Below are 25,184 nucleotides of genomic sequence, written 5' to 3'. Positions count from 1 at the left end.
GCAACAAGCAGCAGGGCTTGTTTTTTTGCGTAGACCTGAAGTTCATGAACCCTCTCTCTTCGATATTTGCAGACGGTTCCGCAAGCATGCGGGGCGTTTGACATGATCCTTGAAGGAGAGGTTTTTTTATGCTTAAAGATGAAAAAGCGGTTGTCGTGTTCAGCGGCGGCCAAGACAGCACAACCTGCCTGTACTGGGCCATTCAGCAGTTCCGCGAGGTAGAGACCGTTACCTTTATGTACGGGCAGCGCCACAGCCTGGAAATTGAATGCGCCAAGTCCATTTCTAAAGAACTGGGCATCAAAAATACGGTGCTCGACATGAGCCTGCTCGGCCAGCTGACCGAAAATGCCCTTACCCGCAGCGACATCGACATCGCCCAGGAGGAGGGCAGCCTGCCCAACACGTTTGTGGATGGACGCAACCACCTGTTCCTCAGCTTTGCGGCTGTTATGGCCAAACAAGTCGGAGCCAGACACCTGGTGACCGGCGTATGCGAAACCGACTTCAGCGGATATCCCGACTGCCGGGATACGTTCGTCAAATCGCTGAACGTTACGCTTAACTTGGCCATGGATTACCAGTTTGTTATTCATACGCCTTTGATGTGGCTGGATAAAGCCCAAACATGGCAGCTTGCCGACGATTTGAACGCATTTGATTTCGTGCGCGAACGGACGCTCACCTGCTATAACGGCGTCATCGGCGACGGCTGCGGCGAATGCCCGGCCTGCAAGCTGCGAAAAGCCGGTCTGGACCGCTACCTATCCGCACGCGCGGAAGGTGTCCGTCTATGAGCCAGGTAAATCAGTCCAGGCGCACAGCCGGAGAGTTCCGCATCGTAGAATCCTTACAGCAGTTTGGCCGGGACATTACCAAAGACCAGCTGCGTTACCATAACCGGAGAGTGCTGGTCAGCAAAGAATTCACCTTCGATGCGGCACACCACCTCCATGCCTACGAAGGCAAATGCAAAAACCTGCACGGCCACACCTATATCGTCGTATTCGGAATCAGCGGGCTGCCGGATGAAACCGGCATTACCGTCGACTTCGGCGTCATTAAAGAGATCTGGAAAAATGAAATCGAAGGTTATCTGGATCACCGCTACCTCAACGAAACCCTGCCGCCTATGAATACAACCGCTGAAAACATGGTCGTCTGGCTGTATGAACAAATGGAGCAGGCTTTGGAACAAGCTAACGCTGAGGGCCGAATGATCGAAGCACGGACAGAATTTGTCCGTTTGTTCGAAACGCCTACCAGCTTTGCAGAGATCAGACGGGAGTGGATGCAGGCATGAGCACGCTGAATAAGCAGGATGCGCAAGTTGTTGACGGCTTAACGCCGCAGATTCCGCCCTCTGCCGCCGCCACCATTCCCGTGCTGGAGATTTTTGGCCCGACCGTTCAGGGAGAAGGCATGGTCATCGGTCAAAAAACAATGTTCGTACGCACGGCCGGCTGCGATTACCGCTGCAGCTGGTGCGATTCAGCTTTCACCTGGGACGGCAGCGCCAAAGATCAAATCCAGCGCCTCAGCGCGGAAGACATCTGGCAGCGTTTGATCGAGCTGGGCGGCGACCGCTTCTCCCATGTCACTCTGTCGGGCGGCAATCCCGCCCTGCTTCCGCAGCTCGGCAGCCTGGTCGCTTTGCTGCGGGAGAAAGGCATCTCCATGGCCGTGGAGACGCAGGGTTCCCGCTGGCAGGACTGGCTGGACGACATTGACGAGGTGACGTTGTCCCCCAAACCGCCAAGCTCTGGCATGGAGACCAACTTCGACATGCTGGACGACATTGTAGCGAGACTTGCCCGGCGTCCGCGCCCTTTTGATTACAGCCTGAAGGTAGTCGTATTCGATGATCAGGATCTGGACTATGCGATCCGCGTTCATCAGCGGTATCCGCAGGCCCAGTTCTATGTGCAGGTCGGCAATCCGGACACGGTCCGCATGGACGTTCAGGAGCATGCTTTGTTCCTGCTTCAGCGTTATGAAGAGCTGGTGGAGAAGGTCATGACCAAACCGGAACTGAACCGGGTCCGGGTCCTCCCTCAGCTGCATGCCCTCATTTGGGGCAATAAACGGGGAGTCTAAACCTGGTGACGACAGTTCTTATTTTTCAAAAATCATAATTGAAAAGAAAGCAGGTAGACCAATGAGCGGAAGACAACAAGAGGAAATGCAGGACCTGACCCTGCTCGGCAACCAGGGCACCAAATACCCATTCAACTACGCCCCTGAAGTGCTTGAAAGCTTTGACAATAAACATCCTTACCGGGATTATTTCGTTAAATTCAACTGCCCGGAGTTCACGAGCCTGTGCCCGATTACCGGCCAGCCGGATTTTGCGACCATCTATATCAGCTATATCCCCGACGTCAAAATGGTCGAAAGCAAATCGCTGAAGCTGTACCTGTTCAGCTTCCGCAATCATGGAGACTTCCACGAGGACTGCGTGAACATCATCATGAACGACCTGATCAAACTGATGGATCCCCGGTACATTGAGGTATGGGGTAAATTTACACCGCGCGGCGGCATCTCCATCGACCCTTACTGCAATTACGGCAAGCCGGGCACTAAATACGAGCAGCTCGCTGAGCAGCGTCTCTTTAACCACGACCTGTATCCGGAGAAAGTGGATAACCGGTAAACCCCTCATTGCAATTCGCAAAAAAAATAGATACCATCCGCACTAACGCAAAACAGCGGCTGTCTTTGACCTGTTCCCGGTCTTGGACAGCCGCTGTTTTTTGTCCGTTTACTCAGAGGGTAACTAACAGTTTGAGCATCTTTTTACAGTCGGTGCCCTAATTAATAACGCCGGATTATCAGCGTCCTGCTTTGGACTCTACACGCCCCAAATGAGGCTTTTCCTCCTCCAGCGCTGAGCAAGCCGCCGGCCAGCTCCAGTCGTCCAGGCCTAGGGCATCGCGGAGGTAAGCCAACGTCATTTGCTGAATCAGCGCGACCCGTTCGGGGTTCTCGTCTGTCGTTTCCGTAACGGTGTATCCGGGAATGCCGCCAAGCGAATGTTCCGCTCCAAACAGCGTAAGCAGACTTTTGCTGCCGGGGCTCATCACATACGGATCCGTAAACCAGTCCGGTCCCCGGTTGGACAATAACGATTGATCCTGGTCACCCGCCACAATTAGAGCCGGCGTGGTCATGTCTGCAAAACTCGGGTTCATAAAGGGAAAATGTTCAGCCGCAAAAGGAGTTAAGTCAGCACCGCCCAGGCCGGTCGTGGCGAGCAGCACCCCTGCTTTGATCCGCGGATCAGACCAATCCTCCCCCGGTTTGCCGCTCTCATCCAAAACCCTTGCGCCGAGAAGCATACTTGCCGTCTGTCCGCCCCAGGAGTGTCCGGCCACCGCAATGCGGGTTCGGTCAAGTCGTCCGCTTAGGCCAGGAAGCGAAGCTTCGACGAGATCGAGCTGATCTAAAATCTGCCGGAGGTCTTCAACGCGGATACGCCAAATGTGTGGCGTACGGGGATCCTCAGGCGGCAGATTCAGCGATCTGGAGTCCAGATGGGTGGGTTGAATCACAACAAACCCGTGAGCAGCCCAGAAATCGGCTAACGGTGCATAACCCTCCAGCGACCAGCCGTAACCATGCGAGAAAATGAGAATAGGCAGATCTTGTCCTGCTGCCGGCGCTGAGACCCTTACCTGCAGGTCCTCCCCCCGACCGGGTACCGGCAGGGTTACAGGCTTCACTGACAGGATAGGGGCTGGCGTTAATTCATTGTTATTCCAGTTTTCGCTATTGTTCACCTTTTTCATTATTTCAACGTTCCTCTTCACTTTATTTAATTTCATTTGCCTTCGACTCGGCCAAGGGGGTCCGGGGTGTCCATTAAAGCTTTACAAGCCTCGGACCAGGCTGGGTCCTCCGAGTAAAGCGAAGATCGGAGATAGGCCCAGGTCAGACGCTGCACCGCCGCTACTCGATCAGGGTTCTCGTCTGTCGTTTCGGCCGCATCATATCCGGCTACGCCGCCAAGTCCATGCTCCGCACCAAACAAGGTAAGCAGGCACTTCGGACCCTCACTCAGAAAATACGGGTCGGCATGCCAGTCTGCTCCCCTGACTGTCAGATGGGAGGATACGTCCTTATCCCCCGCCACCACAAGAGCCGGCGTCCGCATCTCGGCAAAACTCATGGTTAGAAAAAAGGAATAATGTTCAGCCGCAAACGCGCTGAGATCCTCCCCGCCCCTTCCGGGAGCAGCAAGCAGCACGCCGGCCTTAATCCGTTTATCGGACAAATCGACTTCCGTTCCGTCTGCAGGATCCGTAAGACGGGCACCAAGCAGCAGGCTTATTGTGTGCCCCCCCATGGAATGACCGGCTGCAGCGATCCGGTTCCGGTCCATACGTCCCTTCAGCCCGGGAACGAAATCCTCAATCATGTCCAAATGGTCCAATATCCGCTTCATGTCCTCTGCGCGTGACCGCCAGAACAAAGGCCCCTCAGGGCCGTCAGTAGCAAGACCCAATGTCTTGGAGTCCAGATGGGTGGGCTGGATAACGACAAAGCCGTGCGCGGCCCAGAAATTGGCGAGCGGGCCGTAACCATTTAACGAAGAAAGGTGATTCGAATATCCATGCCCGTGCGAGAGAAGGATGACGGGCAGATCGCGACCGGTTATGGGAGCGGAGACCCGGACTTGAAGCTCTACGGCACGCCCAGGTGACGGCAGGGATACCGGACTGATGGAGATAACAGGGACAGGCGCAGTTACAGGGATGTTTTGGGCTTTATTTATCAGTTTGTTCATGAGAACTTCCTCCTTGGGTGTGTGATTTTACTCTCTCTTCTATGTCTCTTAAATTTCTCTGAAACTTAGAACCTTACCTTAGGGGATCCTGGCCAGGTGTCCGCTAATTCGTATTGGATAAAGAACATTGCAAACTGGATAATGGTTGACATGTCAACCTGTGATCACTTTAACATTATTGTGGTTGATACGTCAACCATGCTATGATGTCCCTATGAATAAGAACCAGTTAACCGAAGAAGAAATGAATATATGGTATATGTGGAAAGGTTCCTTTAAGAACATCTTCGACCGCGTAATCAAAGACCTGTCCGAGCATACCGGCTTGTCGGAAGGTGACTTTGGGATTTTGGACCGTCTGGACCTTCTGGGCGGCGGTAAACTCCGCCAGCAGGAATTGGCCGACTCCATGGATTGGACGAAGAGCCGGTTGTCCCACCATCTGACAAGGATGGAGCAGCGCGGACTTGTTTTGAGGAAACCTTTGGACTCCGACCGCGGCGTTCAGGTAATGATTTCTCCCGCCGGGCAATCCGCGCTTGAGGATGCACGTCCCGTAGCCGCCAAGGCTATTCGCGAACATTTTCTCAGCCGACTGACCGACCAGGACATTCAATGGATTGCCAAGCTGGCGGACCGAACAAATACAGCCCCTTCCGTTTCCGGGAAAATATCCCCGCCTTGACTGTATTTTTTCAGTCATGAAGCGCAGGACAGCTGAAAAATGCTCAAAAGTATGCTCATGACAAATACCTCTCCGAATCGGAGAGGTATTTTATTTTTCCCCGGCTCAGATGCTGCTTCGGGAACTGTATGGATACTGCTAAAGGGCTGCTCGGAACCTATTTTTCCTACGTAAAGTCCCCGTACCTCTGTATGCCAATCGCGGCATGGGGTTTCTTCCTTTCCAGCATGGGTGTAAAGTTATATAGGCAGAGAGAACCGTCCTTCGGTTCTCCGTTGTTTACTACACCTGTCATGGAAGGAGTTTTTATTATGAAACCACACGTATACGTTGCCTGCCGGATTCCCTCCGAAACGGAGAGCTACCTGGCCCAGCACGTCCAATACCGGAAATGGGAAGGCCCTGGCGCCGTTCCGTATGAGGTTCTGCTTGAAGAACTAGCGGAAGTGGACGGACTGCTGACCTCAGGCAACAAGATCGGTCCGGAGCTGCTCAGCCGCGCCCCTAAATTGAAAGCCGTCAGCACGATGAGTGTAGGCTATAACCATTTTGACCTGGAGGAGATGAAGGAGCGGGGAATTATAGGCACCCATACGCCGGGGGTGCTGGACGATACCGTAGCCGATCTGATTTTGTCGCTGATGCTGGCCGTTTCCCGCCGCGTGCCCGAGTTAGATGCATACGTCAAACAGGGACGCTGGAGCAAAGGGGATAATGAAGAGCTGTTCGGTCTGGATATGCACCATAAAACGTTAGGCATCATCGGCATGGGACGTATCGGTGAAGCTGTTGCGCAGCGGGCCCACTTTGGTTTCGGCATGGATGTCCTCTATTACAACCGTCACCGCAAGCCGGAAGCGGAGCAAAAATACAGCGCCAAATATGCCGAGATGGAGGAGCTTCTTCGCCATTCCGATTTTGTGGTGCTGATGACGCCGCTTACGCCGCAAACCCGTCATCTGTTTGGACGGAAGGAGTTTGAGCAGATGAAGCCTACGGGCATTTTTATCAATGCCTCCCGGGGACCGGTTGTCGATGAGGAAGCCTTAACAGAGGCGCTTCAGCAGGGGGAAATTTTCGGCGCCGGGCTTGATGTGTTTGAACGGGAGCCGGTTCAGGCCGATCATCCCCTGCTCACCCTGCGCAATGTGGTTACTCTGCCGCATATCGGATCGGCAACAGCCCAAACTCGGGACGATATGGCCCGGCTGGCGGCGGAGAATCTGGTCTCCGCTCTGCTGGGCGCTCCGCAAAATGTGGTTCCCGAACTCCGGAAATAACATACGCAGCCAGGCGAAGGCCAGCTGCAAAAGCAAACCAGGCGCCCTCACTTCGGGCGGCCTGGTCTTCATCATCCCCGCTTTATTCAAAGCCGGTTAAATATTTTTTTTCGCTGGACGAATGGTGTTTGGTCTCCTCTTTGTTCCGCTCCTCCTTAACCTCCTCATTAAGGTCTTCTACAGGGATCGGATCCACGTTGCGTTCGCTTTCAAAACGGTCAAACAAACTTTCGGTGTCCGTTTCGTATTGTTCGGGCTGATCCATTCCGGATGCTCCCGGGTTCGGCTCCTTGTTCTCGTTCTCCGCCATCTGGCTCACCTCCCTTAATCCCTCCCTTTAGATGGGGATGGAGATTTCCCGCGTATACTGCTTTTTACCTCGAACGGGGGCTGTTCAAACCTGTTATTGGTATGACCCGGGTAGCCCCAGTCTATGCGGCACCTTCAGGAAAAAATAGGTCTATTCTGATATAATAGTTGACGGTAATTGACAATCTATTCAAGAGAAAAGGAGAATGGCAGACGATTCAAAAGCTGGGTCAGGGGATTTTTGATTTGAATCTTCAACATAGCGGCATGCATCCTGTATTGATATGGAGCGACCAGGACGGAGCCACGCTGATGGATACCGGCATGGTCGAGCGGATGTAATCGAAGGCAAAGCGCCTTTTCTGAAAATGGGAGAAGACCGGATCGCCACTCTTCCCGAGCCTATACGCATCGAGATTGAGCAACTGAAGGCGGACTTGAAGGACATCCGGATTGACCGTCTGCTTGAGGATAGAGAAGAACTTCCGGTTGGCAGCGGCTTCAGGTCATTCACACGCCGGGTCACACACCGGGGCATCTCTGCTTCTTTGCTTCTATCTGCCGGGCGACAAGCTGCTTGTGGCCGCCGATCAGCTGATTGTGCATGACGGTGTCCTGACAGGAGCTAACGAGGCGTTTACGCCGGATATGCTGCTGGCTATCTAGTCGATGTCTAAGCTGCTGCCGCTTGCGATTCTCCAGGTACTTTGTTACCATGGAGGCGTTTATAACCAACAATCGGAAGAAGCAATCAAGAACCTTATCCAATCTTCCAAATCATAAAGGGGAATTGCAGAATGAATGAAAAATGGTCCCAGTTGGATCGGCACATGTCCCAAGCGGGCATAGACACCTTGCTGATCACCGATCCCAAACATGTTTATTATTTAACCGGCTTCGCCAGCAATCCGCATGAACGTTTTCTTGGCGCCGTCTACAAACGCGGCGACGAGCCTTTTCTGGTTGTGCCTGCGCTTGACGAAGCGGCTGCACGGGCAGCCAGCGATGTGGATCAGATCATGACCCATACGGATACCGATAATCCTTACGCCCTGCTCAAGCAGGCGCTGAAAGGCCACCCAGGCATCATTGGGCTTGAGAAAAACAATCTTTCCGTGACGCGGTACGAAGCTCTCCAGGCAGAACTTCAGTTCGCCGAAGCTCGTGATATCGGCGATTGGCTTCAGAGCATGCGCGTTATCAAATCGGCCGAAGAGGTACATAAGCTGCAGCATGCCGTCCATTTGATTGAAGAGGTGCTGAAGCAAGGGTTAACCAAAGTGCAGATCGGGATGACGGAGACCGAACTGGTTGCCGAAATCGAATTCCTGATGCGCAAAGCTGGCGCCGAAGGTCCTTCCTTCGATACGATGGTGCTGTCCGGCGAGAAAACCGCTCTGCCGCACGGCGTACCGGGAACACGCAAGATACAGGCGGGCGACCTGCTTATGTTCGACATGGGGGTTTACGCTGCCGGTTATGCATCCGATATTACCCGGACCTTTGCCGTAGGCGAATTGTCCGATGAGTTGACCCGCATGTACAATACCGTACTTGCCGCCAACGAAGCAGCTATTGCCGCGATCAAGCCGGGAGTCACCTTCGGCAGCATTGATCAAGCCGCACGGGACGTAATTGCGGAAGCGGGCTACGGCCCTTATTTCCTGCACCGGCTTGGACACGGCCTAGGCATAGATGTCCATGAATATCCGTCGGTACATGGGGACAATCAGGACCTGCTGCAGGCAGGCAATGTCTTTACGGTTGAACCCGGCATCTATCTGCCTGGCAAAGGCGGAGTACGGATTGAAGACGACGTGCTTGTTACTGAACAAGGCGTCAGCGTATTAACCTCTTATCCGAAGGAATTAACCGTGATCGGTTAAGAGCTGTTAAGGCAGTTTGGACATTAGGAAAGCAGGCAGTCCCGCTCGTGGGACTGCCTGCTTTCTATAGCTCTTAAGGCTGGTAGAGCGCCTCTTGAGCCGTCATCCTTAGTTCCGCGCAGCTTCAGACGTTTCTTCTTGCTTATGAAAGCTGCGGGCGATATACATAAAGGGAGTGCCTGCCGCCGTCAGGATGAATTTAATGACATAAGTCGTAAGAAGAATCTCGAACCAGATCGGAAAGTCATAATTCCAGAAAGCGATAGTACAGAAAATAAGCGTGTCTATAAACGAGCTGATCATCGTACTTCCGTTGTTTCTGATCCACAGCTGATGCGGTTTTGGGAAAAAGTGCCGGATCCAGGCGTACAGCCGGACATCCAGCAGCTGACTGACAAAATAAGCGGTCAGGCTGCCTGCGGCCAGCTGTGGAAGCAGGCCAAAGACCGTTTCAAGCGATTGCTGCACGGCTTCGGCTTCCGGAATCGGCTGAAATTTAAGCGCCATCTGCATGAACAGCGTAGTGACCAGCAGGGTGAAGAAACCAAACCAGACGCCTTTGCGGGCTTCGGCGCGGCCGTATTTCTCATTCAGCAAATCGCTGGTCATATATACGCTGACGTACATCGTATTGCCCAGCGTAAGCGCAACGCCAAAAATTTCAATCGTTTTGGTCACTTGAATATTAGCGATAACCGTTGCGATGCCGATCCAGGCATAAAGCCCTTTTTTGCCGAATAAACGGTAGCACAGCACGAAACAAACAAAGTTGACCAGGACAAACAGTATCCCCCAATACAAATTAAACATCAAATCTCATCCTCCAGCACTAAAAGCTTATTATATAACACAAGTTGTAAAGTTTTCATTTCTTTTTCGTTATTTATTCAGAAAAAAGCAGAAAGTAGTAGAATTTTCATTCCCTCTTGGATATTTTTACTATAAAATAAACAAAAGCTGCTCCATACTTTCATTTTCTGCGGAACAATGACCTAGGACTTTCAGCACATTATTTGAGAAGGAGAGAACCAAATGTTTTCAATGAAAACTATTTCCCGGAAACTCATGGTCACATTTACACTCATCATTGTCCTGTCATCACTTCTCTTCAGTTTAAGCTTTTATTATGTCTCCATGAAGATCATTGATGAAAATGTGCTGCCACAGTTCGATAAAGTGCTTCGGACTAGCGCTCAGGACACCTACAAGAACCTGAATGATTCTCAGGCTCGCCAGGTCAAGGGGGGAAGCGAAAATTCCGTTTACACCCTTCAGACGTATTTCGACAAAAAGATCCAGGAATTTAATCTGGAGACCGCTTATCTCGTTCAGGTTCAGGATAATCAGGCAACGGTATTGGTTGCAGACAGCCATTCGGAAATGAAACCCAAAGAACAAATCGAAGTACAGCCAGCGATGAAGCAGGCCGTGTCCAGCGGCAATGCCCAGCTCAGCGATTTGTACAACGATAAATTTGGTACGCACAAAACCGCTTATGTCGCTTTATCCGGTTCCGACCTTGTAGTTGCCGTAGGCATTGACGCCGGCTTCGTCACCGAAAAAAGGCATCAGATCGCTTGGATCTGCATCGGTTTGTCCGTCTTCGTCATCGCGGCCTGCCTGGTTGCAGCTTATTTAATCAGCCGCAGCATTTCGATTCCGCTTCGCCGCTTGTCCAGCGTGACCCGCAAAATGGCGGAGGGCGATTTCCGGGAGGAAATCACCGTAAAGGGCAAAGACGAAATCGCCCAGCTCGCCGGCAGCTTCAAAACGATGACAGAAAGCCTGAAAGCGATGTTTGCCAGCGTGTTTGCCGCCTCGGAGCAGGTTGCTTCTGACAGCTCGGAAATGGCCCGCCGGATCGATAATATGAAATCTATGATGGAGAAGTCCGGCGAATCAAGCAAGGAAATCCGCAGCGGCAGTGAAATGATCTTCCAGGCGGCCTCTGAGAATGCACGGGCAATGGAAGAGATTTCGCAAGGTGTCCAATACATAGCTTCATCTTCAGCAGAAGTTTCTGAACGGATGAGCCAGGCATCAAGCGAAGCTGATTCCGGCAACAGGCTGGCTCAGGAAGCCGTTAACCAGATGAATATGATTGAAGGCGCAGCCGCAGAATCGCTCAGTCTTATGAAGCAAATGAATGCCCGTTCGGAAACCATCACCACTATTGCAAATACAATCAATGAAATTACAAAGCAGATTCAAATCCTGGCGCTGAACGCCGCCATTGAAGCTTCACGTGCAGGCGAACATGGCCGAGGTTTCGCCGTTGTAGCCAGCGAAGTCCGCAGCCTTGCCGAGCAATCCAGCAACGCGGTTAAAGAAATCGGCGAATCGCTGGAGCAAATCCGCCTGGATACCGGCAACTCCGTGCTCGCCATGAACCAGGTGAATAGGCAGATTCAGTCGGGAGCCGGCAAAGTGCGCGAAGCCGGACAAGCATTCCAGCAGCTTGATCAATGGATTCAGAGCATTAATATGACTATGCAAAACATTTCCTCGTCCACCCAGCAAATTTCGGCAGGGACGGAGGAAGTTACGGCTTCCGTTGAAGAAAGTGCCTCCATCTCTTCGGCAAGTCTGGAGAATATCAAGCAGATCAGCGCTGCCGCCGAATCGCAGCAGGAAGAAATGAACTCCTTCTTCAGCAGAATCAGCCATTTGAGCCGGCAGGCCGACAAGCTGAGAGAAGCCGTTAAACAATTCAAAGTTTAATTTTATCTTACTTGCCACTGTTCAATTAATCCAGTTTAACCCGGCCATAAGATGAAGAGCCGAGCACCAATCGGGTAGGAGGCTACCCATTAATTGGGCAGCCGACCTCCCACACCACCGTACGTACCGTTCGGTATACGGCGGTTCCATTAGGAATGCGCAGTAACTTGTCGATAATAATCAGAAAAGAAAAGGAATCCGAGGTTCTTCAGCCTATTGTTACCGAGGGACTTCGAGAGGATTGGGCTATTGGAGATTCTCCAATAGCCCTTTCTTGTGTTTGCGTATTCCCACGCCTTCTGTTCATGAATTCCGAGCGATATAAGCCTTTCGAGTTTCGTCCTCACTCGTTTCCATTGCTTCCAGAAGACCATTCGGATACGCCTTCTCATCCATTTATCAGTGGTTTGGAGTAGTTGTTTCATGTCAGCAAGCTTGAAATAATTTACCCATCCCATGATGTAACGCCTAAGCTTCAGCGCCCGGTCGGTGTTGCCCATTCCGTTGCTTCTCGACGTTAGCTCTTTCACTTTAGCTTTCATCTTGGATACGGATTTGGGATGGATTCTGACCCGCGTTTCCCCTTTGCTCTGGTAGAATGAGAAGCCAAGAAATTTAACTTTTGTCGCATCGTCCACAATCGTTTTCTCCCGGTTTACCTTGAGAAACAACTTCTTCTCGATGTAAGGGAGAATTTTCGTCAGGGTACGCTCCGCACTCCTCCTGCTCCGGCAGAATATGAGCATATCGTCTGCGTATCGCACGAATCGATGTCCTCTTGCTTCCAGTTCCTTGTCCAATTCATTCAGCATGATATTGCTGAGAATCGGACTTAGGTTCCCTCCCTGCGGTACGCCGATTTCCGTGTCCTCAAACTTATGCTTCACGACGACTCCCGCCCGGAGATACTTATGGATGAGCGAGATCACTCGTCCGTCTTTGATCGTTCTTGAAAGCACCTCGATAAGCTTGCTTTGGTTGACGGTGTCAAAGTATTTCTCCAAGTCCATATCCACCACGTAACGATATCCCTCTTGCACGTATTGTTGGCTTCGTTTCATCGCGTGGTGTGCGCTCCGTTTGGGTCGGAATCCGTAGCTGTTGTCTGAAAACTGCCTCTCATAAATTGGCGTAAGCACTTGGGCGATTGCCTGCTGGATGACTCGGTCAACCACTGTTGGGATGCCAAGGTTTCTCTTCTTTCCGTTCTCTTTGGGAATCTCTACCCTTCGAACGGGATTCGGGCGGTACTTGCCGCCCAAGATCAGTTGCTTGATGGTCTCGCCGTTGTCTCTGAGATATTGTAGAAGTTCATCTACTCCCATCCCGTCGATTCCGTGCGATCCCTTGTTCGCTTTGACTCTCTTGAATGCTTCGTTCAAGTTGTCCCTGCTAACGATTTTCTCAAGCAACCGGTCCTTCGACTCGGTTGCGTTGGTGTCGTCGGTTTCGGTTATCCTCGCAGGACTGTGCACTCCCGCATATCCTTCGTGTTCCGCACTATTCTTTTGCAAAGAGTCTTCCGTTAGAAGTTGGCTGCCCTTGGCTCCTGTTTCGGTAACTTTCATTGACTTCACCTCCTAAGGTTCAGCCCTTCCCTCGAACCGTCGACTGTTCGCGGTACTATGGCGTCTGCTGACTTCTCATGATAAATCTTGTTTCAACCGTGATTCGAAGTGCATCTCCTCACGTCCATGAGACCTCCCACGGTAAGACGATTCACTTTCCTTCCATATACCCACATCATTTACATTGGTACGTCCGTGTAGTTAATTGGACTTCGTCTTGTTTAGCAGACTCATCCCGTATCCTATGCCTGATGATGTTCGTGTTCCTTGGGCCGGAAGTTTGCCTCCAGCTTCCTTTGGATTCCACCTCGCGGTGGACACCCTTGCTCTTGGCTAGTGGTTGGTAACTACAAACCCCCACAGTGGACTTTCACCACCTAGTTAATCGCCATGCGTGGCACACTAACAGAAACCGCCAGGGATTTCCCCCGGCGGTTTCTTTGTCATTCCCTGTTCGCTCAGCTTGACTTATTTCGGCTTAATAAGGTTTATTGACTGCCTCCGCCTGGGCCGGGTCTGAGCAGAAACTGCGGAAGGTCATTGTCGGGATGAGCCACGGCTGCCAAATCCACCTTAAATACCTCCTTCAGCAGCGAAGACGTGAGCACCTCGCTTGTTGGTCCGGCTGCGGCCAGGCCTCCCTCTTTCATGATCAGCAGATGATCACAATACAAAGCTGCCAGATTGATATCATGCAGCGCAGCCAGAATGGTCAGCCCCGAATCCCCGCGCCATTCCGAAATCAGCTCCATAAACTGAATCTGATAATGGACGTCCAGGAAGGTAGTCGGTTCATCAAGCAGCACAAGCTCCGGCTGCTGGGCCATTACTTTCCCCAGCGCAGCCCTCTGCCGCTGTCCGCCGCTAAGCTCGCTTACCGGCCGGTCCGCCATTTCGCGTAAATCGAGCCTGTCCATGATGTCTTCGACCAGCGTTTCTGCCTGTTCGGAGCGATCGCGTCCAAGCCAATCCTGAAAAGGAAAACGGCCCATTTCAATAACATCTCTGACGGGGAAAGAAACGGGCGGCAGTCCCTCCTGCTGCAGCATCGCCAATTTCCGGGACAGCTCTTTGCGGCCGTAGCTGCCTACAGGCTTGCCCTCCAGCCAGATTCTGCCGCTGTCCGGCTTCTCCATGCCGGAGATCAGTTGCAGCAGCGTCGATTTTCCGCTTCCGTTAGGTCCCAGCAGCCCCCAGAATTGCCCCTGTTCAATCTGCATATCCATGCCCTGCAGCACACACCGGCCGTCAAACGATTTGTAGACCTGCTCCAGACGAATCATAACCGTCCTCCTTGCCGCCGCTTTTTATTCTTATAAAGCAAATATGCAAAGAAGGGAGCGCCGACAAAAGCGGTTACTACGCCTAATGGGATCTCTGTCGGCGCAAGCAGTGTCCTGGCCGCCAGATCGCTCCACATCATAAAGATGCCCCCGCCAAGCACGGACATCGGCATCAGCATACGGTGATCCGAACCTAGAATCAGCCGCAGCATATGCGGAACAACCAGGCCAACAAACCCGATGACGCCGGATACAGAGACCGCCGCCGCCGACATTAGGGTGGCTACAATCAAAACCCCCAGCTTGGTCCGTTCGACATCCAGCCCGGTGTGGGCCGCTTGTCTTTCTCCTAACGCTAGCAGATTCAGCCGTCTGGACCAGCTCCAGAGCAGCAAGGTGCCAATCAGGACATAAGGAAATAAAATGGCGTCATAAGACCACCCGCGAAGGGTCAAGCCGCCCATCGTCCAGAACAAAATTTCATTTACCGTGCTTTTGGACATGGTCGTAAGAAAGGAAACAATCGCCCCCAGGAAAGACTGCATAATAACGCCGGACAAAATCAGGCTTTCGGTCGGCATCTTCCCCCGTTCGCCGGCCAGCTTAAGCACAATGGCAAGCGTGGCAATCCCGCATAGAAAAGCCGCGCCGGGCAGCGTAAAGATCCCGGCCACCGAATACTGCCATCCGAAAAAAATCAGCACGGCGGCTCCCACGGATGCGCCGGAGGATACGCCCAGCGTAAACGGGTCGGCCAGAGGATTGCGCAGCACCCCTTGAAAGGCCGCCCCCGCAGCCGCCAGGGAGGAGCCTACCAGCAAACCCAAAATGACGCGCGGCAGCCTGACCTGAAGGACGATTTTTTCGGAAGAAAGATCCCAATCCGGGGTAATAACATTCGTCAGGCCTGGCAGCTTATGAAGCAAAATACGTGCGATTTCGCCGATCGGGATATAAACGGAGCCGATCCCGACGCAGATGAGCAGCGTCAGGATCAGCAGAAGACAACCGGCAGCGAAAGCGGCTGTCAGTTTCATTTTCATCGGTACAGATCCGGATAGATAGCCTTGGCCACTTCAAGCAGACCTTCGGTGATGCGCGGCCCAGTCCGGCTCAGCAGATTATCGTCAAGACCAACGATCCGCCCTTCCTTGACAGCCGTAATCTGGTCCCAGCCAGCCCGCGCTTTAATGATCTGGTCCAGGGTCTGATTTTTGTCATCAATGACGCTATTGGCGTATAGAATTACATCCGGATTGGCTTTGATGATCGTCTCTTCGTTAATCTCGTTCCAGCCCGTTGTATCTCCTGCTACATTAATGCCCCCGGACAACGTAATCAGCTCGTCCATAAATTCCCCTTTGCCGACCGTCCAGCCCGGCGAGAATTCGATATAAACCTTCTTCTTCTGTTCATCGCTCAGCGATTTCGCTTTATCTGTCACTTGAGCAAGCTCGGATTCCATTTTGGCCGTGAGCTGGGCTGCTTCAGCCTGGTGATCCGTAATCTGTCCATATTGCTGGAGATCCTGAATTATCGCCTCTACCGTCTTGGGATTGAACTGGAACACTTTAATTCCCAGATCACGCAAACCTTTAATCGTATCGGCACTAGTAATGCCTGCGGCAAACACTACATCCGGTTTAGCGGCCACAATCGCCTCCGTATTCAGCTCATAGCCGCCCACCTTCGGCTTCGATTGGGCTTCTTCCGGATAGTCGTCGATGTCGGTAACGCCGACAATCTGGTCTCCGAGTCCTAAAGCAAACAGGCTTTCCGTTTCGGAAGGCGCGATGGAAATGATCCGCTCAGGCGCGGCGTCAAAAGTAATCTCCGTGCCCGTGGCATCTGTCAGCTTTAACGGATAAGTCGTCTTCCCCGCTTCTTCTGAAGAAGCAGACGGCTCTGCCGAAGATTCCTGGCCTTGCGATACAGCGCTCTCAGCCGGTGCCGCCCCTTGATTCTTGTCGGCCGCCTGACCGCAGCCGGCCAATACAACCAGCATCAAAGCGATCAGCCAGATGGCCCCTCTTTTCAGAAACTTATTCATGCAGCTTGTTCCTCCCCTTAACTCTATAAAATCGAGTACGAACCGAAAAAAGCCCCTCCATGACAGGAAGGGCACGTCCGCATAAAAAAGCACAGTCACGCCTGGCATCAACGATTAACGGGCAGAACAGCCCTGGGAGCGTCAGGCAGCGGCTTTATTTACAGGCAGAACGTTATCCTCTCCGCGAAGGATCGTTACAGCTTAAACAGGCAGGTATCTGGCTTCCGGTCACAGGGCCGTTCAGAAAGGCCCAAAAGACGGTTACAGTGGCGGGACCGCGCCGGAGTTACACCGGTCTTCCCTTTTCATCCGAAGTGCAGCCGTGCTGCCAAGGCTCCGGAACCTGTAAAAGGTATGTAGATAATGGTTTCGTTCGAATCTCTTTATAGGATTATAGGGGAAAGGAAAGCTTCTTACAACCAAAATGAGTCAAAATCTGCCCTCTTTCATTATTGCCCGGGCAATCAAGTCCATTTACAACAATCTTTCTTTGGTTTCCGGCCTATTTGGTTTACAATAGAAGGACGAGCTTTATCTATTTTTGTCGCACAGGAGGACATGATCAGGATGTTATTCATTGATAATGAGGGGATTACGGACGCCTCGGTCAACTTGGCTATTGAGGAATATGCGCTGAGACATCTGCCGGCGGACGAAACCTATCTGCTGTTCTACATCAACGCTCCGTCGATCATCATCGGCAAGCATCAGAATACGATTGAAGAAATCAACGCAGAGTACGTCAAAGAGAACGGAATTCAGGTCGTTCGCCGTTTGTCCGGCGGGGGCGCCGTATATCACGATCTCGGCAATCTGAATTTCAGCTTTATTACCAAAGACGACGGAGAGTCCTTCCATAACTTCCGCAAATTTACCCAGCCGGTTGTGGAAGCCCTGAGAAACTTCGGCGTCAATGCGGAATTGACCGGACGAAACGACCTGCAGGTCGGCGACCAGAAGATTTCCGGCAATGCCCAATTCTCCACCCGCGGGCGGATGTTCAGCCACGGCACGCTGATGTTCAACCTCAATCTGGATCACGTTGCCGCATCCCTGCACGCCAATCCAGAGAAATTTAAGTCAAAAAGCACAAAATCGGTGCGCAGCCGCGTAGCCAATATCATTGATTTTATGGACAACAAAATCACCATCGAAGAATTCCGCAGCGAGCTGCTTCGTTACATCTTCGGCATGGATCCGGATGCGGTTCCCAAATATGTCCTGAAAGAAGAAGACTGGGCCAAAATCCACAAAATCTCTGAGGAACGTTACAAAAACTGGGATTGGAACTATGGCCTGTCTCCGGAATCCAATGTGAAGCACAGCCGGAAGTTCCCCGTCGGGATCATCGACCTGCGCATGAACATCAAAGAGGGCCATATCGAGGAAATCAAAATTTATGGCGACTTCTTCGGCGTAGGCGATGTTGCGGATATCGAAAACCTGCTCCGCGGCGTAAAATACGAAGAGTCGGCCGTACGAGCCGCTTTGGAAGGAACTGATTTGAAGCATTACTTCGGAAATCTGGAGCCGGACGATTTTGTCGGCCTTGTTTTTCTGGAAGAGGAATAAAAAGCAGAGATGAGTCCGTAGGCGCAGGATCGGGGAACCGCCGCGCTTAACGGGCCAACAAAGGAGAGAAACCGATGTATAAACTGATGGCCATCGATATTGATGACACCTTGATTAATGATGATAAAGAAGTCACCCCTGCTACGCAGGAAGCACTGGAGAAAGCTGTAGCCAAAGGCGTTGTCGTAACGCTGGCTACCGGACGCGCTTACGCATCCGCCCAGGCCATTGCCCGTCAAACCGGCTTGAACGTGCCGATCATTACGTATCAAGGCGCCCTGGTCAAAAATTTGATGGACGAAAAAGTGCTCTATGAACGATACGTACCGTACGAAGCAGGGAAAAAGCTTTACGATTTCTGTATCAAAAACAACCTGCATCTGCAAACCTACATTGACGACAAGCTTTATGCCCGTGAGGAAAATCAAAAGCTGATCGATTACGCAACTTTAAACGGTACCCAATACCACATCGAACCCGATTTTGAAAAATTGCTGTCCAAACAGACGCCAAAATTCCTGATTATTGATTCGCCGGAATACCTCGACGAAATTTCACCGGTCCTGCGTGAGCTGCTTGGCGACGGCGTGCACATCACCAAATCCAAACCGCATTTCCTTGAGATCATGCACAAGGAAGGCACCAAAGGCGCGGCTCTGACCTTCCTGGCCGGACACTTCGGCTGCGACTTGTCCGAAACGATCGCCTGCGGCGATTCCTGGAATGACCATGAGATGCTTGAAGCGGCCGGCCTTGGCGTTGCGATGGGCAATGCGATTGCCCCGCTGAAGGAAATTGCGGATTATGTAACGGCTTCGAACAACGAAGACGGGATTAAGCAGGTCATCGACAAGTTTATTCTGAATGCGGAATAAGAAGCTGGAATAACGTATAGTATGGCAGAACCCCCTCCTACATCGGACTTTGGTCCGTACGGGAGGGGGTTCTTTTGGGGCTTGAGAACGCCGGTGCTTTATTCCTTTGTCAGGCTGACCGTGCAGCCTGTCGAAGCAAGAGCAACCTGCTCAGGTAGGCCATAATCCTTGCGGATGTCCACGTCATGAGACATATGGGTAAATATCGTCCGCCCCGGCTTAACCTCGGCAAGCAGCTCCAGCGCCTCCGTCATATCATAAACGGAACGCCCCGCGTATTCCGCTTCCTCCTTGTAGAAGCTTGTACCCAGCACTAGCAAATCAAGGCCGTATAAAGGCTGCTTCTGATCCTCGGGCAGTCCGATCGAATCCGAGCAGTAAACCCAGGTTATCCCCGGCTTGGAGAGCCTGTAAGCGTAGGAATAGCCATTTTTCCCGTGGTTGACCTTCCAGCCTTTGACTTCCCAGCTGGCCAGCGACAATCCCTCGTCGATCGGATGTAATTCCAAATGGCGGTTCAGCCAAGGATACTGCCGCAAAATGATATCTATAACTTCCTGCGGCGTATACAGCTGCCCTTTGATCCCCAGCCGGCGGCACGCGTCTGCCCACTCCGGCAGCCCGCCGATATGGTCAAAATGGGCATGTGTAATGACGATATCGCGAATAAACCTTTTTCCGGCCATCTCCATCTGAGTCCGCCAATCCGGTCCGCAATCAATCATAAACTCTCCGTCCGGCCCTGCAACAACAACGGATGAGCGAAACCGCCGGTTCACCCCGGTTGATCTCGCTTCTTCGCATATTTGACAATCGCAGTATACCCGGGGGACTCCCATCGCGTCCCCTGTTCCGGCAAACACTAGCCGGTCTACGTTCTGATCCATGGTATTGGAAATTCCCCTTTCTATGGCCAAGCGCTTGCCGCTGGACAACCTGACGGGGTGGCTTGATTCTTAGTCTCGACGGTTAAACCGGCTCCGGTTGTTGTTACCGTTCATTAAGATCAACGGATATAGTTCCCGCAGCGTCCGAGTCGGCATGAACACGCGCTGGTCCTCCCTCCGGCTCAATCGTCAATACGATATTGTCCGCGGGAGAAATCGTCTTGTCTTTTACATAAAGATGAGCTCGGTTGGCGTCATAGCGCAGCAAACCCAAATTGTCTTCACTGCTTTGATTCACCAGCCACACACGGACGGTCTGTCCTTTGCCGGGAACCAGACCTCCCACCAGCATGAGCACCTCTTTGGAATCCGCATTATACCACATTTTACCGAGCTGCGGCTCCTTCCCTCCCCAATGAAGCGGGTAGGATACCGTCTGCGGATCGGACAGGACAGGCAGCGCCTCCGGTTCATAGATCTTCACATAACGGTTCCACTCGGTATCCGGATGAGCCAGCGGAAGCGCCGCCCAGAAGAGGGCCAGCAGCATAAGCGCTGCCGCAAAACCAAGGGTCCATTTCCAGCGCGATGCAAACAACCCTTTGATTTTCCGGCGAAAGCCGATCATTCTGACTTTATGCCGCAGCTGCTTCCTGATCCGGTCCCGTGGAAATTCAGCTTCAGGATCATAAGCATGGATGGCAGCCGCTACAGCGGCTTGAGTCGCTCTAACGGTATCAACGGTTTCAACCGCTTCATACTCACCATCTTGTCCTTGATCCTCATCCAGGTTTGTCCCGAAAATGCCCTCCCATCGTCGTTTAAGCATTTGGCAGGAAGGACAACCGGCAGCGTGGGCGGCCATTTCAGCGGCCCTGGTTTCCGGTATGGAGCCGAGCAGCCAATCAATCCAATCCTGTTCGGAATAAAGGCGAAGGCAGGCGTCCTGCTCGCCTTGTTCATTCAGGCCCTTGATCCCCAACATCGTTTTATTGAGACCGATCTGTTCGCTCATGCCGGCTTCCTCCTTCCAGTTGATCCCCCCAGCCCTGCTTCTCCATTTGCCTGCGCAGATTGCCAAGCCCGTACCGCACCCACGATTTGACGGTGCCAATCGGCACGTTCCACGCCTCCGACATTTCCCGTTGGGTCTGCAGCGAATAATAGGAACCCATGATCGCTTTCTTCTGCGGTTCCGGAAGCGCATAAATCGCCGTTTGCAAAGCCTCGCGTTCCAGCCTGGACAGCGCTTCGTCTTCACCCGAGCCGGAGACGCCGCCGGCTTCCGCTTCCAGCGCTTCGTCTCCCGGATACTGCAGCCGCGATTTGCGGCGCAGCCGGTCGATGCTGCGGCTGCGCGTCAAAACCGCCAGCCAGGCTCTGATCGACCCGCGCCCCTTATCGTAAGCTCCCCCTTTGCGGAGCACTTCCAAAAATACTTCGTGGCAGATATCCTCCGCTTCCATCCGGTCTCCTGCCAGGCGCAAGGCCACCTGCAGCACAAATGGAGCATAATGGGCATAAAACGCGTCAAATGCTTTCACCGAACCGCTGCACATTTCGCGCAGCAGCCCGGCCATCTCTTCATTTTGCAGGTCCATTCCTCCGCCCTCCCGCAAAAGCCTTCAGTTTCATCCTTCTCCCGTTTTACCAAAAACCAAAGAATTTGAAAACCACTTTTTTTGTAAAAGCATAAATCCAAACCGCTTGTTCGTTCGTATCCGAAATGAAGGGCAAGCGGAGGAGAAAGAAAAAAAGCTTTGCAGACGCAGGCGAGGGGCCCATCCCTGCGTCTGCAAAGCAGCACGGTTCAACAACAACGCATCCAAGACTTAAGTCGTCATCCGCTTGCCTCACCGCATTTCGACATTTTATTAAACAGGAGGAAACGACATGCTTGTATCCTTACGAAAAGCGGCGCTGTCCATCATGGTCCTGTTCATCGCCTTGGGCGGCAGCGTTCTGGCTGAAACACCCCGCGCTGCGGCAGCAGGGGCGCTGGAATTATATACTCCCTATTTGGAATGGTCGGCTGCGCCCGGAGAAACCGTGTCCTATTCGGTGGATCTCGTCAATCACGGGTCGGCTACCGCTTCCGCCGATATTTCTCTTGAAACCCAAAACAGCGACTGGAAATACAATTTGTCCGCAGGCGGCCGGGAAATTTCCCGCATTGCCGTAAAGCCGGGCGAAACGCAAACCTTTAGTCTCGATCTGGACGTGCCGCTCAAGATCAACAAAGGCCGATACTCCTTCACTCTTAAAGCGGACCAGGCATCGCTTCCGCTGGTGGTCAACGTTTCCGAGCAAGGAACCTTTAAAACAGAATTTACGCTGGATCAAGCCAATATGGAAGGTTATTCGGACTCCACATTTACTTACAGTGCGGTGCTCCGGAACCGGACGCTTCAGAAACAAACCTACGCCTTGAGCGCCGGAGCCGAAGACGGCTGGGACGTCCGCTTCCAGCTCGACAGCAACAGCGTGACTTCGGTTGAGGTCGATCCGAATTCAGAGAAGACGATTTCGATTCAGGTCAAACCGCCGGAACAGGTCAAAGCCGGCACCTACAAAATTCCGCTTTCGGCCACCAGCGGCGATACGACGGCCAATGCCAGCATTGAAGCCGTGGTAACCGGTACGTATGATATGAAATTTTCCACATCGGACGATGTCCTGAGCACGGACGTCAAAGCCGGTGCGGAGCGCAAGCTGACACTGGTCGTGCAAAATACCGGCTCCGCCGAGCTGCAGGACTTGTCTTTCTCATCCAACACACCAACGGATTGGTCAGTTTCCTTTGAACCTTCCTCCATCAGCTCTATTGCCCCGGGAGAAAGCAAACAGGTGCAGGCTACGATTAAATCCAGCAGCAAAGCCCTTTCCGGCGACTATGTCGTCAGCCTGACGGCGTCTTCAGCCAGCAAAAGCGCCAACGCGGATATCCGGGTGACGGTTAAATCATCGGTATTATGGGGATGGGTGGGGATTCTCATCATACTGGTTGTCATCGCCGGCATTTATTATCTGTTCCGGAAGTTCGGGAGAAGATAAACGATGACCGCCGGCATGACACCCACTCCGGCTGCTGCAGCCGCGCCGCCTGCTGAGGCGCCTGTTATTGAGCTCAAAGGACTGACCAAGAAATACGGGGCTACGACTGCTGTGAATCATTTGAATTTAACGATCTCCCGGGGTGAAATCTTCGGGCTGCTTGGTCCCAACGGCGCCGGAAAAACGACCACTATTTTGATGATGCTTGGACTAACCGAGCCTACTTCCGGCCAAGCCAGAATATGCGGGCTTAACCCGGCCAGGGAAGCGCTGAAGGTGAAACGCAAAGTTGGTTACCTGCCGGACGACATCGGCTTTTACGAAGACAGAACCGCTTTGGATAATTTGATCTATACCGCCAGACTGAACGGGATCTCCAGGGAGGAGGCGGTTGTCAAAGCCGCCGCCCTGCTTGATAAGACCGGCTTGTCTGAACATGCGGGCAAAAAGGTAGGGGCATTTTCCCGCGGGATGCGGCAGCGGCTCGGACTCGCGGACGTGCTGATCAAAACTCCCGAGGTCATCATCCTCGACGAGCCGACACTTGGGATTGACCCCGAAGGGGTGCGCGAGCTGCTTGCGCTGATCTCGGCGCTCAGCCGCGATGAGCAGCTGACCGTACTGCTGTCCTCCCACCATCTGCATCAGGTGCAGCAAATCTGCGACAGGGTCGGCCTGTTCGTTCAAGGCCAATTGATCGCCGCCGGCGACATCCGCTCTTTGTCCGAGCAGCTTGACGAAGACGGCAATTATTATGTTGAGGTTGGGGTCAAAGAGTGGCTGGAGCCGCTGGACAAAGCCATTTCCGCCCTGGAAGGGGTAACCGAAATCCGCAGGCCGGCAGCCGGGAACCGGATGGAACACGGCCCGATTGCCACGATCGTCTGCGACCGCGACTTGACGGCGCAAATCGCCGAAGCTGTCATTCACAGCGGGGCGGAGCTCTTTTACATCCGCCGCAAGGAATACGGTCTGGACGACATTTACCACCGCTATTTTGAAAGGAGAGAGGAGTCATGACTTCCTTGAACAAAACGCAGTCGAACCGTCCGCTTGCCGAAACGCTGCGGCTGAATACGGCTCGGGAGACGGCAAGGAAGGTCTGGGCACAGCTTCGTCCCCGCCGCGATCTGGAGCAGACGGGTGAACGCTCCCGCACTGCTTCCTCCTTTTGGGTGATGGTGGAGAAAGAATGCGGCGACCATTTCCGAAGCTGGCGTTTTGGCATCTTGATGGCCATTATTGTGCTGGCCTGCATCGGCTCCATTTATGCAGCGGTTACCGCCATCCGCTCCGGCGATGCAGCTGCCAAAGACGCTTCCGGCACCAGCGATACATTTTTATTTCTAAAAATGTATACCTTAACGAGTTCGTCGCTGGCCGTGCCGTCCTTCTCCACGTTCCTGTCCTGGCTTGGCCCTTTGATCGGGATTACGCTTGGTTTTGACGCCGTCAACTCCGAGCGGAACAAAGGCACCTTGGGGCGGCTGTTGTCGCAGCCCATTTACAGGGACGACTTCATCAAAGCCAAATTTGTTTCCGCCCTGTTCGTCATCACCGTTGTTGTTTTTTCGCTTGGTTTTCTGGTGATGGGGCTGGGATTGTTTACGATCGGGTATCCGCCTACGCCGGAGGAGTTTTTGCGGATTATTGTTTTCCTGCTGATGGCTGTCATCTATATCGGCTTCTGGCTGAACCTGTCGATCCTCTTCTCAATCCGCTTCCGGCAGGCGGCGACTTCAGCTTTGTCTTCAATCGCCATCTGGCTGTTTTTCACTATTTTTTACAGCATGATCATCAACATGATCGACAGCGCGACGGCGGTAGCGCAAACGGCGGCGCCGGAAACCCAGCTGAACCATATCAACTTCATCTTGACGCTGAACCGGATTTCGCCGACGGAGCTGTTCTCGGAGACCATAACGACCATGCTTTCGCCCGGCGTTCGTTCGCTGGGCCCGCTGACCATGGATCAGCTCGTCGGAGCGATTGCCAGCCCTCTGTCGCTGGGGCAAAGCCTGCTGCTGATTTGGCCGCAGCTGACCGGTCTGCTCGCCGCAACGATTATTTGCTTTGGTCTGTCGTATGTTCTGTTCATGCGTCAGGAAGTCCGTTCCAGAGTGTAACGTAACCCCTAAGCGTATATAACTGCCGATGAGGTTCATTGCACAAACGCCAGGCTGCCTTCTCCTATGTTGGAAAAAGCGGCCTGGCGTTTTATGTGC

Annotated in this window: 26 protein-coding genes and 1 riboswitch; of the genes, 15 read left to right on the top strand and 11 right to left on the bottom strand. The window is 52.8% G+C overall.

The annotated features are described in order from the left end of the window. Positions 1–128: 128 nt before the first annotated feature. From queC to queF, 4 genes are all read left to right on the top strand, one after another. On the top strand, positions 129–797 hold the full coding sequence (gene queC / locus AWM70_RS02450; protein ID WP_068694049.1) for a 7-cyano-7-deazaguanine synthase QueC: 669 nt from the start codon (positions 129–131) through the stop codon (positions 795–797). Further along, positions 794–1,303 (top strand): 6-carboxytetrahydropterin synthase QueD, encoded by a 510-nt coding sequence (queD, locus tag AWM70_RS02445; RefSeq protein ID WP_068694046.1) that lies wholly within the window; start codon positions 794–796, stop codon positions 1,301–1,303. Before queC ends, queD begins: the two co-directional genes overlap by 4 nt. 119 nt (positions 1,304–1,422) lie before the next feature. Then, a complete protein-coding gene (gene queE, locus AWM70_RS02440) occupies positions 1,423–2,097 on the top strand; it encodes a 7-carboxy-7-deazaguanine synthase QueE (RefSeq protein WP_237167891.1) in 675 nt (224 codons plus the stop codon). Between the two features lie 61 nt (positions 2,098–2,158). Further along, complete coding sequence (queF, locus tag AWM70_RS02435) at positions 2,159–2,656, top strand: preQ(1) synthase (protein WP_068694044.1); 498 nt, start codon at positions 2,159–2,161, stop codon at positions 2,654–2,656. A 178-nt stretch (positions 2,657–2,834) separates the two neighbouring features. On the opposite strand, the gene AWM70_RS02430 is transcribed toward queF, so the two are convergent. Both AWM70_RS02430 and AWM70_RS02425 read right to left on the bottom strand, forming a co-directional pair. Beyond that, complete coding sequence (locus AWM70_RS02430) at positions 2,835–3,782, bottom strand: alpha/beta hydrolase family protein (protein WP_237167809.1); 948 nt, start codon at positions 3,780–3,782, stop codon at positions 2,835–2,837. A gap of 41 nt (positions 3,783–3,823) precedes the next feature. Next, complete coding sequence (locus tag AWM70_RS02425) at positions 3,824–4,789, bottom strand: alpha/beta hydrolase family protein (RefSeq protein WP_068694040.1); 966 nt, start codon at positions 4,787–4,789, stop codon at positions 3,824–3,826. 214 nt (positions 4,790–5,003) lie between these two features. Between AWM70_RS02425 and AWM70_RS02420 the strand changes: the two genes are divergently transcribed. Together AWM70_RS02420 and AWM70_RS02415 are read left to right on the top strand one after the other, a co-directional pair. After that, positions 5,004–5,474 (top strand): MarR family winged helix-turn-helix transcriptional regulator, encoded by a 471-nt coding sequence (locus AWM70_RS02420; protein WP_068694038.1) that lies wholly within the window; start codon positions 5,004–5,006, stop codon positions 5,472–5,474. Between the two features lie 311 nt (positions 5,475–5,785). Then, positions 5,786–6,754: a 2-hydroxyacid dehydrogenase gene (locus AWM70_RS02415; protein ID WP_206093413.1), complete on the top strand. Its 969-nt coding sequence runs from the start codon at positions 5,786–5,788 to the stop codon at positions 6,752–6,754. 82 nt (positions 6,755–6,836) lie between these two features. Here AWM70_RS02415 and AWM70_RS02410 read toward each other — a convergent pair whose 3' ends face one another. Then, the gene (locus AWM70_RS02410) at positions 6,837–7,064 is read right to left on the bottom strand and encodes a hypothetical protein (protein WP_068694036.1); all 228 of its coding nucleotides are present in this window, start codon (positions 7,062–7,064) and stop codon (positions 6,837–6,839) included. A gap of 167 nt (positions 7,065–7,231) precedes the next feature. Here AWM70_RS02410 and AWM70_RS23385 point away from each other — a divergent pair, with 167 nt between their 5' ends. The 3 genes from AWM70_RS23385 (at position 7,232) to AWM70_RS02405 (ending at position 8,949) form a co-directional block, all read left to right on the top strand. Further along, positions 7,232–7,405, top strand: a complete 174-nt coding sequence (locus AWM70_RS23385) for a hypothetical protein (protein ID WP_169823393.1) — start codon at positions 7,232–7,234, stop codon at positions 7,403–7,405. A 123-nt stretch (positions 7,406–7,528) separates the two neighbouring features. After that, on the top strand, positions 7,529–7,729 hold the full coding sequence (locus AWM70_RS23380; RefSeq protein WP_169823392.1) for an MBL fold metallo-hydrolase: 201 nt from the start codon (positions 7,529–7,531) through the stop codon (positions 7,727–7,729). 131 nt (positions 7,730–7,860) lie between these two features. Further along, on the top strand, positions 7,861–8,949 hold the full coding sequence (locus AWM70_RS02405; protein ID WP_068694034.1) for a M24 family metallopeptidase: 1,089 nt from the start codon (positions 7,861–7,863) through the stop codon (positions 8,947–8,949). 108 nt (positions 8,950–9,057) lie between these two features. Here the strand turns inward: AWM70_RS02405 and AWM70_RS02400 are convergent, their stop codons facing one another. Further along, positions 9,058–9,759 (bottom strand): queuosine precursor transporter, encoded by a 702-nt coding sequence (locus tag AWM70_RS02400; protein ID WP_068694032.1) that lies wholly within the window; start codon positions 9,757–9,759, stop codon positions 9,058–9,060. A gap of 222 nt (positions 9,760–9,981) precedes the next feature. Between AWM70_RS02400 and AWM70_RS02395 the strand changes: the two genes are divergently transcribed. After that, complete coding sequence (locus AWM70_RS02395) at positions 9,982–11,670, top strand: methyl-accepting chemotaxis protein (protein WP_083180099.1); 1,689 nt, start codon at positions 9,982–9,984, stop codon at positions 11,668–11,670. Between the two features lie 149 nt (positions 11,671–11,819). On the opposite strand, the gene ltrA is transcribed toward AWM70_RS02395, so the two are convergent. From ltrA to AWM70_RS02375, 4 genes are all read right to left on the bottom strand, one after another. Further along, a complete protein-coding gene (ltrA, locus tag AWM70_RS02390) occupies positions 11,820–13,238 on the bottom strand; it encodes a group II intron reverse transcriptase/maturase (protein ID WP_068693838.1) in 1,419 nt (472 codons plus the stop codon). Positions 13,239–13,726: 488 nt separating this feature from the next. Beyond that, positions 13,727–14,521, bottom strand: coding sequence for an ABC transporter ATP-binding protein (locus tag AWM70_RS02385; protein WP_068694030.1), 795 nt, complete (start codon positions 14,519–14,521; stop codon positions 13,727–13,729). Continuing rightward, positions 14,518–15,564, bottom strand: a complete 1,047-nt coding sequence (locus tag AWM70_RS02380; RefSeq protein ID WP_068694028.1) for a FecCD family ABC transporter permease — start codon at positions 15,562–15,564, stop codon at positions 14,518–14,520. The genes AWM70_RS02385 and AWM70_RS02380 overlap by 4 nt, the downstream gene beginning before the upstream one ends. Then, positions 15,561–16,571 (bottom strand): ABC transporter substrate-binding protein, encoded by a 1,011-nt coding sequence (locus tag AWM70_RS02375; protein ID WP_068694026.1) that lies wholly within the window; start codon positions 16,569–16,571, stop codon positions 15,561–15,563. Before AWM70_RS02375 ends, AWM70_RS02380 begins: the two co-directional genes overlap by 4 nt. 191 nt (positions 16,572–16,762) lie before the next feature. Then, positions 16,763–16,933, bottom strand: a riboswitch (cobalamin riboswitch). Positions 16,934–17,138: 205 nt separating this feature from the next. Here AWM70_RS02375 and AWM70_RS02370 point away from each other — a divergent pair. After that, complete coding sequence (locus AWM70_RS02370; RefSeq protein WP_068694025.1) at positions 17,139–18,143, top strand: lipoate--protein ligase; 1,005 nt, start codon at positions 17,139–17,141, stop codon at positions 18,141–18,143. Positions 18,144–18,217: 74 nt separating this feature from the next. After that, positions 18,218–19,018 carry a Cof-type HAD-IIB family hydrolase gene (locus AWM70_RS02365; RefSeq protein WP_068694023.1) on the top strand — a complete coding sequence of 267 codons (801 nt, stop codon included), beginning with the start codon at positions 18,218–18,220 and terminating at the stop codon, positions 19,016–19,018. A gap of 98 nt (positions 19,019–19,116) precedes the next feature. Here AWM70_RS02365 and AWM70_RS02360 read toward each other — a convergent pair whose 3' ends face one another. The 3 genes from AWM70_RS02360 to AWM70_RS02350 form a co-directional block, all read right to left on the bottom strand. Beyond that, positions 19,117–19,905, bottom strand: a complete 789-nt coding sequence (locus tag AWM70_RS02360; RefSeq protein ID WP_068694021.1) for an MBL fold metallo-hydrolase — start codon at positions 19,903–19,905, stop codon at positions 19,117–19,119. A 103-nt stretch (positions 19,906–20,008) separates the two neighbouring features. After that, positions 20,009–20,920 (bottom strand): anti-sigma factor, encoded by a 912-nt coding sequence (locus AWM70_RS02355; protein WP_068694019.1) that lies wholly within the window; start codon positions 20,918–20,920, stop codon positions 20,009–20,011. Then, positions 20,895–21,506 carry an RNA polymerase sigma factor gene (locus AWM70_RS02350; protein ID WP_068694017.1) on the bottom strand — a complete coding sequence of 204 codons (612 nt, stop codon included), beginning with the start codon at positions 21,504–21,506 and terminating at the stop codon, positions 20,895–20,897. The genes AWM70_RS02355 and AWM70_RS02350 overlap by 26 nt, the downstream gene beginning before the upstream one ends. Before the next feature lie 292 nt (positions 21,507–21,798). On the opposite strand from AWM70_RS02350, the gene AWM70_RS02345 reads away from it, so the two are divergent. Genes AWM70_RS02345 through AWM70_RS02335 form a run of 3 tightly spaced genes read left to right on the top strand, consistent with a single transcriptional unit; the run spans position 21,799 to position 25,085 of the window. Further along, complete coding sequence (locus AWM70_RS02345) at positions 21,799–22,959, top strand: COG1470 family protein (protein ID WP_068694015.1); 1,161 nt, start codon at positions 21,799–21,801, stop codon at positions 22,957–22,959. Between the two features lie 3 nt (positions 22,960–22,962). Continuing rightward, positions 22,963–23,979: an ABC transporter ATP-binding protein gene (locus tag AWM70_RS02340; protein ID WP_068694013.1), complete on the top strand. Its 1,017-nt coding sequence runs from the start codon at positions 22,963–22,965 to the stop codon at positions 23,977–23,979. Further along, positions 23,976–25,085: an ABC transporter permease gene (locus AWM70_RS02335; RefSeq protein ID WP_083180098.1), complete on the top strand. Its 1,110-nt coding sequence runs from the start codon at positions 23,976–23,978 to the stop codon at positions 25,083–25,085. The genes AWM70_RS02340 and AWM70_RS02335 overlap by 4 nt, the downstream gene beginning before the upstream one ends. The last annotated feature ends 99 nt before the right edge of the window (positions 25,086–25,184 follow it).

It is taken from the genome of Paenibacillus yonginensis (genome assembly GCF_001685395.1).
In the GTDB taxonomy this organism is placed as follows: Bacteria; Bacillota; Bacilli; order Paenibacillales; family Paenibacillaceae; genus Fontibacillus; species Fontibacillus yonginensis.
Note: the sequence above shows the minus strand (reverse complement) of the source record. Positions and strands in the feature narration are given on the sequence as shown.